Source organism: Campylobacter sp. RM9334, from assembly GCF_020138145.1.
Classification (GTDB): domain Bacteria; phylum Campylobacterota; class Campylobacteria; order Campylobacterales; family Campylobacteraceae; genus Campylobacter_E.
On sequence record NZ_JACGAX010000059.1, the window covers coordinates 1 to 507 of the forward strand.

1 protein-coding gene is annotated in these 507 nt (G+C 35.1%); it reads left to right on the plus strand.

The features are described from left to right. Positions 1-507, plus strand: a 507-nt coding sequence (locus tag AVBRAN9334_RS10110; RefSeq protein ID WP_442862240.1) for a flagellin N-terminal helical domain-containing protein, incomplete at both ends; no start/stop codon positions are given.

Sequence of the window (507 nt, forward strand, 5' to 3'; positions counted from 1 at the left end):
GCTAAGCGCTCATGCAAACGCATCTATGAACAATAGATCAATTGACAGTTCTTTAAATAAGTTAAACTCAGGTTTTAGAATTAACTCTGCTGCTGATGATGCTTCAGGTATGGCAATTGCTGATAGTTTAAGAAGTCAAGCAAGTAGCCTTGGTCAAGCTATTATGAATGCTAATGATGCTATTGGTATTATTCAGACAGCTGATAAGGCTATGGATGAGCAAATAAAAATACTTGATACAATTAAGAATAAAGCTATTCAATCAGCTCAAGATGGTCAAACAACTGAAACAAGACGCTCACTTCAAGCTGATATTTCTAGACTTATGGAAGAATTAGACAATATTGGTAATACTACATCATTCAATGGTCAAAAGCTTCTAAGTGGAACGTTTTCAAACAAAGAATTTCAAATTGGTGCATATTCTAATGAGACAGTTAAGGCTAGTATTGGGGCAACTACAAGTGATAAGATTGGGTTAACTAGGTTTGAGACTGGGCATAATGT